Source organism: Streptomyces sp. 8L, from assembly GCF_020176795.1.
Lineage (GTDB): Bacteria > Actinomycetota > Actinomycetes > Streptomycetales > Streptomycetaceae > Streptomyces.
Genome location: NZ_JAIUKE010000352.1, coordinates 1,372 through 8,824 on the forward strand (window position 1 = coordinate 1,372; position 7,453 = coordinate 8,824).

The 7,453-nt window shown below is 70.5% G+C and carries 4 protein-coding genes and 1 pseudogene; 1 reads left to right on the forward strand and 4 read right to left on the reverse strand.

Features of this window, described 5'->3' with window-relative positions; all coding sequences use genetic code 11:
- Nucleotides 1-209 precede the first annotated feature (209 nt).
- The 4 genes and pseudogenes from LCE31_RS26225 to LCE31_RS26240 form a co-directional block, all read right to left on the reverse strand.
- Nucleotides 210-1,238 (reverse strand): annotated as a pseudogene (locus tag LCE31_RS26225) (TerC family protein); the annotation flags it as partial.
- 271 nt (nucleotides 1,239-1,509) lie between these two features.
- Nucleotides 1,510-2,076, reverse strand: a complete 567-nt coding sequence (locus LCE31_RS26230) for a TerD family protein (RefSeq protein WP_225018317.1) — start codon at nucleotides 2,074-2,076, stop codon at nucleotides 1,510-1,512.
- Nucleotides 2,077-2,299: 223 nt separating this feature from the next.
- On the reverse strand, nucleotides 2,300-4,453 hold the full coding sequence (uvrB, locus tag LCE31_RS26235) for an excinuclease ABC subunit UvrB (protein ID WP_225018309.1): 2,154 nt from the start codon (nucleotides 4,451-4,453) through the stop codon (nucleotides 2,300-2,302).
- A gap of 169 nt (nucleotides 4,454-4,622) precedes the next feature.
- On the reverse strand, nucleotides 4,623-5,603 hold the full coding sequence (locus LCE31_RS26240) for an MHYT domain-containing protein (RefSeq protein ID WP_225018311.1): 981 nt from the start codon (nucleotides 5,601-5,603) through the stop codon (nucleotides 4,623-4,625).
- Between the two features lie 479 nt (nucleotides 5,604-6,082).
- On the opposite strand from LCE31_RS26240, the gene fdhA reads away from it, so the two are divergent.
- Entirely contained in the window at nucleotides 6,083-7,312 is a 1,230-nt protein-coding gene (gene fdhA, locus LCE31_RS26245; RefSeq protein WP_225018313.1) for a formaldehyde dehydrogenase, glutathione-independent, read from the forward strand.
- The last annotated feature ends 141 nt before the right edge of the window (nucleotides 7,313-7,453 follow it).

Here is a 7,453-nt window from a genome sequence, read left to right on the forward strand (position 1 = left end):
GTCGTCCTCGGCCACCGACCAGTCGAGGACGACGGACGACTCAGGGGCGCTCAGACATCGGCGCCGTTTCTGGTTTCGGTGGTCTTGGCGGTCTCGTTGGGCTCGGCGGTCCCGTTGGGCTCGGCGGTCCCGTTGGGCTCGGCGGTCCCGTTGGCCCTGGCGGTCTCGTTGGTCTCGGCGGTCCCGTTGGCCCTGGCGGTCTCGTTGGTCTCGGCGGTCCCGTTGGCCTCGGCGGTCCCGGGGCCCTCGTCCGCCACACCGGGGCGTGCGGGCGAGGCGGAACCGGCCGTGGCCGCCTGCTTGCGGGTGGCGATCAGGCTGGTGACCGTCGTGATCAGCAGCACTCCGCCGATCACCGACAGCGAGAGGCCGATGCCGATCTCCGGTACGTGCACGCCCAGTTCGTGGAGCGCGTGCAGGATGAGCTTCACCCCGATGAAGCCAAGGATCACCGACAGGCCGTAGCTGAGATGGACCAGCTTCTTCATCAGGCCGCCGATCAGGAAGTACAGCTGCCGCAGGCCCATGAGCGCGAACGCGTTGGCCGTGAACACGACGTACGGGTCCTGGGTGAGGCCGAAGATCGCGGGGATCGAGTCGAGCGCGAACATCACGTCCGTGGTGCCGATGGCCAGCATGACCACCATCAGCGGGGTGAGGACGCGCTTGCCGCCCCGCCGGATGAACAGCTTGGTGTCGTGGTACTTGTCCGCGACACCGAAGCGGCGCTCGATGGACTTGAGGAGACGGTTCTCCTCCCACTCCTCTTCCTCCTCGTGGCCCGCACGCGCCTCCTGGACCAGCTTCCAGGCGGTGTAGACGAGGAAGGCGCCGAACAGGAAGAACACCCACGAGAAGCTCGCGAGGACGGCCGCTCCCGCCGCGATGAACCCGGCCCGCAGCACCAGTGCGATCAGCACACCGAACAGCAGCACACGCTGCTGGAGGCGGAGCGGCACCGAGAACTTCGCCATGATCACGATGAAGACGAAGAGGTTGTCGACGCTGAGCGATTTCTCCGTGACGTATCCGGCGAAGAACTCGCCGCCCGCCTTCCCGCTGCCGAACGCCATCAGGCCGAGCCCGAACAGTCCGGCCAGGGCGATCCAGACGACCGTCCAGACACCGGCTTCCCTGACCGACACCTCATGGGGTTTGCGCCCGATGAGGAAGTCGATCGCGATCAGGGCCGTCAGACCAAGAATGGTCAGCAGCCACACGGTCAGCGAGATGTCCATCATGCCTCCGGCGTCGTACGACTGAGGGCAGCGCCGATCTGGCCGAACTGCCTGCCGGAGGTCTCTTCCACCTGCGCGGCCACTGCCGCGCGAGGCCGACGTCCCGGGGCCGATGGCGGCCCGTATTGACGGGTACGTCGCGATACGGGATTACTCCCCTCCGCTGCTCACAACGGTACAGGGAAACCCATGAACGAGTAAAGCAATAGGCAAAGAATATTCAACAGTGCAGGTCAGGGAAGTCTCTGGGCGGTGGCTGCGGCGGCCCGTCTCAGAGGTGCGGCAGAATCGCCGGCATCAGGTCCTGGAAGGTGCGGCCGTTGGCCGCGCTGCCGAGCGCCGTCATCCGCCAGCCGGACGCGGAGCGGTGCACCTTGGCCATGATCTGCGCCGTGTACTGCCCGCCGCCGTCCAGCGTGTAGCGGGCCAGTTCCTCGCCGTTGGTCTCGTCGACGAGACGGCAGAAGGCGTGCTGCACCTCCTGGAAGGTCTGGCCCGTGAACGAGTTGACCGTGAAGACGATCTGGTCGATGCGCGCAGGCACCTGCTCCAGGTCCACCAGGATCGACTCGTCGTCGCCGCCCTCGCCCGCACCGCCCACCAGGTTGTCCCCGGTGTGCCGCACGGAGCCGTCGTCGCTGACGAGGTGGCGGAAGAAGACCACGTCGACCGGCTGCTTGTCGGCGAAGAGGACGGCCGACGCGTCCAGGTCGATGTCGCGGGTGCGCATCCCGAACAGGCCACGGCGCTTCGCCGCCTGCCAGCCGAGACCCATGCGCACCGCCTTGAGCGCTCCCCCGCCGGTCTTCTCCAGGCTGATCCCCTGGCCCTTGCTCAGGCTGACGCCGCCGCCCGGCGAACCGCCCTTGGATGTGTCCACCACGCCCTGGCCTCCTTGTCCGTGGTCCCCAGTCCCCCGCCCCACGGTCCGTGTGCGGTTCTTGGCACCTTACGCAGGGACCGTGCCCCACTCGGAGACGCTCACGCCGACTGTGTCGGTCCTGCAACACAGCATCTACGCCGGCGGGGAGAGCGGGAGGGCGGGCGCCACCCGCCGTCCGTCAGGCCAGCCCCGCCTCCCTCATCTGCCGCAGCTCCTTCTTCAGTTCGCCGACCTCGTCCCGCAGGCGCGCGGCCACCTCGAACTGGAGATCCGCGGCGGCGGCCCGCATCCGGTCGGTCATCTCCTCGATCATCCCGGCCAGTTCCGTGGCGGGCCGGTCCGTGAGGACCTCGCCCTGCGTACCGCCCTTGGCCCCCTTGCCGCCCTTGGCGGACCCGCCCAGGGACGGGACGGGTGCCTTGGCCGGCTTGCCGTTCTTGTTGTTCTTGCCGCTCTTGGTCTGCCGGTAGCCCGTGCCGAGCAGGGACTCCGTGTCGATCTCCTCGCGCGCGATCGTCGCCACGATGTCGTTGATCTTCTTGCGCAGCGGCTGCGGGTCGAGCCCGCGCTCCGTGTTGTACGCGATCTGCTTCTCGCGGCGCCTGTTGGTCTCGTCGATGGCGCGCGCCATCGCGGGCGTGACCTTGTCCGCGTACATGTGCACCTGGCCCGACACGTTCCGCGCCGCGCGGCCGATCGTCTGGATCAGCGAGGTGCCCGAGCGGAGGAACCCCTCCTTGTCGGCGTCGAGGATCGCCACGAGCGACACCTCCGGGAGGTCGAGCCCCTCCCGCAGCAGGTTGATGCCGACGAGGACGTCGAAGTCGCCGGCGCGCAGCTCCCGCAGCAGCTCGACCCGGCGCAGGGTGTCGACGTCGCTGTGCAGATAGCGGACCTGGATGCCGAGTTCGAGGAAGTAGTCCGTGAGGTCCTCGGCCATCTTCTTGGTGAGGGTGGTGACGAGGACGCGCTCGTCCTTCTCCGTGCGCTGCCGGATCTCGTGCACCAGGTCGTCGATCTGGCCCTGGGTCGGCTTGACGACGACCTCCGGGTCGATCAGGCCGGTGGGCCGGATGATCTGCTCGACCACACCGTCGCCGCGGGAGAGCTCGTAGGGCCCGGGCGTCGCCGAGAGGTAGACGGTCTGGCCGACGCGCTTTTGGAACTCCTCCCACTTAAGCGGGCGGTTGTCGAGCGCGGACGGCAGCCGGAAGCCGTGGTCCACCAGCGTGCGCTTGCGGGACGCGTCGCCCTCGTACATCGCGCCGATCTGCGGGACGGTGTTGTGCGACTCGTCGATGACGAGGAGGAAGTCCTCGGGGAAGTAGTCGAGGAGAGTGTTGGGGGGCGAGCCGTAGTCGCGGCCGTCGAAGTGCATCGAGTAGTTCTCGATGCCGGAGCAGGACCCGATCTGGCGCATCATCTCGATGTCGTACGTGGTGCGCATGCGCAGCCGCTGCGACTCCAGGAGCTTGCCCTGCTTGTCCAGCTCGGCGAGGCGCGCCTCCAGCTCCCGCTCGATGTCGCCCACCGCGCGCTCCATGCGCTCGGGGCCCGCGACGTAGTGGCTCGCGGGGAAGATGTACAGGTGGTCGTCCTCGCTGATGACCTCGCCGGTCAGCGGGTGCAGGGTGGACAGCGCCTCGATCTCGTCGCCGAACATCTCGATGCGGACCGCGAGCTCCTCGTAGACCGGGAAGATCTCGATGGTGTCGCCCCGGACGCGGAAGGTGCCGCGCTGGAAGGCGACGTCGTTGCGCGTGTACTGGATCTCCACGAAGCGCCGCAGCAGGTCGTCCCTGTCGTACGTGGCGCCGACCTTCAGCGGCACCATGCGGTCGACGTACTCCTGCGGCGTGCCCAGGCCGTAGATGCACGAGACGGAGGCCACGACCACCACGTCCCGCCGGGTGAGCAGCGAGTTCGTCGCGGAGTGGCGCAGCCGCTCGACCTCCTCGTTGATGGAGGAGTCCTTCTCGATGTAGGTGTCCGACTGCGGCACGTACGCCTCGGGCTGGTAGTAGTCGTAGTACGAGACGAAGTACTCGACGGCGTTGTTCGGCAACAGCTCCCGGAACTCGTTCGCCAGCTGGGCGGCCAGCGTCTTGTTCGGCGCCATGACCAGCGTCGGACGCTGGAGCTTCTCGATCATCCACGCCGTGGTCGCCGACTTGCCCGTGCCCGTCGCGCCGAGCAGGACGACGTCGTTCTCGCCCGCGCGGACGCGTCGCTCCAGCTCGGCGATGGCCGTCGGCTGGTCGCCGCTCGGCTGGTAGGGGCTGACGACCTCGAAAGGCGCCAGAGTGCGTTCGATCTGAGTTACGGGCCGCATGGTGTCCACGGTACGACTCCCCACTGACAACGCCCCCCGTACCCGCTCCCACCTGCGACGGAAGCGCATCGGACGCGTGCGGGCTGGGGTCGTGCGCGTACGCGCCCGGTGCGGGGACCGGACCGGGCCCGGCGGCGGAAGGAGGCGGCAGGCCGGCGGGCCCCCGCGCTCACCAGTCGTGCAGGTCGGGCGAGCCTCGCCGCACCGGCTCGGGCGCGCGCGCCTCCGGCGTCCCGGCGACCGGGCGGTGGTGGCGGCGGGCCCGGGAGCGCTGGGCGGGGAGCAGGTCCCCACCGCCGGCCTCGGCCCAGGTGCCGCCCCGGCGCACCGGGCCCCGCGTGCGGGCCCTGGAGGCGTCGGGCGCCGTCGCGCGCACGGGGGCGGTCCCGCCGCCGAGCAGCCGCGGCTCGAAGAGCATGACGAGCCCGGCAAGCACGAGGAAGGCGACGGGCCCGGCGAGCATCGGCAGCAGCAGCCCGAGATCGGGCCCCGCGTCCGGGACCGCCGCGGCCTGGGGCCCCTCCAGGTGAACGCGGGAGCCGGCCATCGCGAGGTAGTGCATGCCGGTGGCGGCGCCGCCGAGGCAGAGGACGGAGACCAGGGCCGCGACCGGGCCGCGGTGCCGCGCCGTCGTGTACAGCGCGGCGGTCGAGGCGGCGACACCGACGGCGACCGAGGCGACCACCGAGAGCGTGCTGTACTCGATGTACCCCTGAATCCGCAGACCGGCCATGCCGAGGTAGTGCATGCTCGCGATGCCGAGTCCGGTGAGCGTGCCGCCGGTGGCCAGGGACATCCTGGTGGCGCCGCGGCGGCCCACGGCGAAGAGCCCGGCGCCGATCATCAGTACGCCCACGCCCAGGCCGGCGAGCATGGGGGTGCGGTCGTAGCCGATGGCCGCGCGTTCGACGGAGAAGCCGGTCATGGCGACGAAGTGCATGGTCCACGCGCCGCAGCCGATGGCGACCGTGCCGAGGACCAGTACGAGCGGACGCCAGGGCGCCCTTCCGCGCAGGGAGGGGGCGGCGCAGCGCAGGCCGAGCGCACCGCCGAGGCAGGCCATCAGGAAGGCGGCGACCGGCGTCACGAGGCCGTAGCTGAACCCGTTCGCGGTGCCGATCGTGCCGACAGCGCTGACCGTCCCCTGCATCGCGTGGTGCCCCTCCGCCCCGTGGCGTCGTGTGTACGACCGTACTGACGTGCTGGTCCGGGGCGAGAGTAGGACGGTACGCCGGGTTAGCAAAGTCCGCCGCGAGTGGCGGCTTCCGTGCTGGTCTGCATGAAGCGTGAAGAATCGGCGGAATGAACGGTTGTCGCGACGACCCTCGGGAACAGGTCAGGATTCCCCGCCCATCGCGGGTGGCCGGTCAGGGGCCGGTGCGGCGCCGCGGCAGCGAGGCCCGAGCGGTGCCCGCCACGACGACGGGCGAGGTGGCGGGCGGATCGCCCTGGTCCCGGCCGCGCCGCCCCGGTGGGCGGGAAGGGGACGCGGGGCGCGTCCGGTGGCGGTCCGATGGCGTTGTCCCCTATCCGGACCCGCCCTACTGTGAAATCGGACACATCAGCGTCACCGGGGGGCCAGGACACAGCAGCGGACAACGTGATCTTCCGAAGGGACGGCGAGTCGGCATGGCTGGAGGAAACAGGGCGGTCGCCTACATAGAGCCGGGCGTGGTGGAGGTAAGGACCACGGATTACCCGACCCTGGAGTTGAAGGACGGGCCGGGCGTCGCCCCGGAGAACGTCGGCAGGATGTGCCGGCACGGCGTCATCATCAAGATCCTCGCGACGAACATCTGCGGCAGCGACCAGCACATGGTGCGCGGCAGGACGACGGCTCCGCAGGGCCTCGTCCTGGGCCACGAGATCACAGGCGAGGTGGTGGAGCGGGGACCCGACGTCGAGTTCATCGAGGTCGGCGACGTGGTCTCGGTCCCGTTCAACATCGCCTGCGGACGCTGCCGCAACTGCAAGGAGCGCAACACCAGCATCTGCGAGAACGTCAACCCCGGGCGGGCGGGCGCCGCGTACGGCTATGTCGACATGGGCGGCTGGGTCGGCGGCCAGGCCGAGTACGTGATGGTGCCGTACGCGGACTTCAACCTGCTGAAGTTCCCCGACCGGGACGCGGCACGCGAGAAGCTCCTCGACCTCACGATGCTGTCGGACATCTTCCCGACCGGCTACCACGGCGCCGTCTCCGCGGGTACGGAGGTCGGCTCGACGGTGTACGTGGCGGGAGCGGGACCGGTCGGCCTCGCCGCCGCCGCGGCCGCGCAGCTGCTCGGCGCGGCAGTGGTGATCGTCGGCGACCTCAACGCGGAGCGGCTGGCCCAGGCGCGCAGCTTCGGCTGCGAGACGGTCGACCTGACGCAGGGCACGCTGGAGGACCAGATCGCGCAGATCCTCGGCACGCCCGAGGTGGACGCGGCGGTGGACGCGGTCGGCTTCGAGGCGCGCGCCCACGGCAAGGACGCGGGCGAGGCACCCGCCACCGTGCTCAACTCCCTGATGAGCACGGTGCGCGCGGGCGGCGCGCTCGGCATCCCCGGCCTGTATGTGACGGACGACCCGCGCGGTGTCGACGCCGACGCGCAGACCGGGACGCTGAAGGTGCGCCTCGGGCTCGGCTGGGCGAAGGCGCACCGCTTCATCACCGGCCAGTGCCCGGTGATGAAGTACCACCGCCAGCTCGCCATGGCGATCCTGCACGACAAGGTGCAGATCGCGAAGGCCGTGAACGCGACGGTGATCTCGCTGGACGACGCGCCGCGCGGGTACGCGGAGTTCGACCAGGGGGCGAGCCGGAAGTACGTGCTGAACCCCAACGGCGCCCTGGACCACGTGAAGGCGGCGTAGCCTCCGGCGCGCGGTAGGGGCCCGGAGCCGGGAACGGGCCGGGGGGGGGGGGGGGGGGGGGGGGGGGGGGGCCCCCCCCCCCCCCCCCCCCGGGGGGGCGGGCCCCCCCGCCCCCGCCCCCCCCCCCCCCCCCCGGCGGGC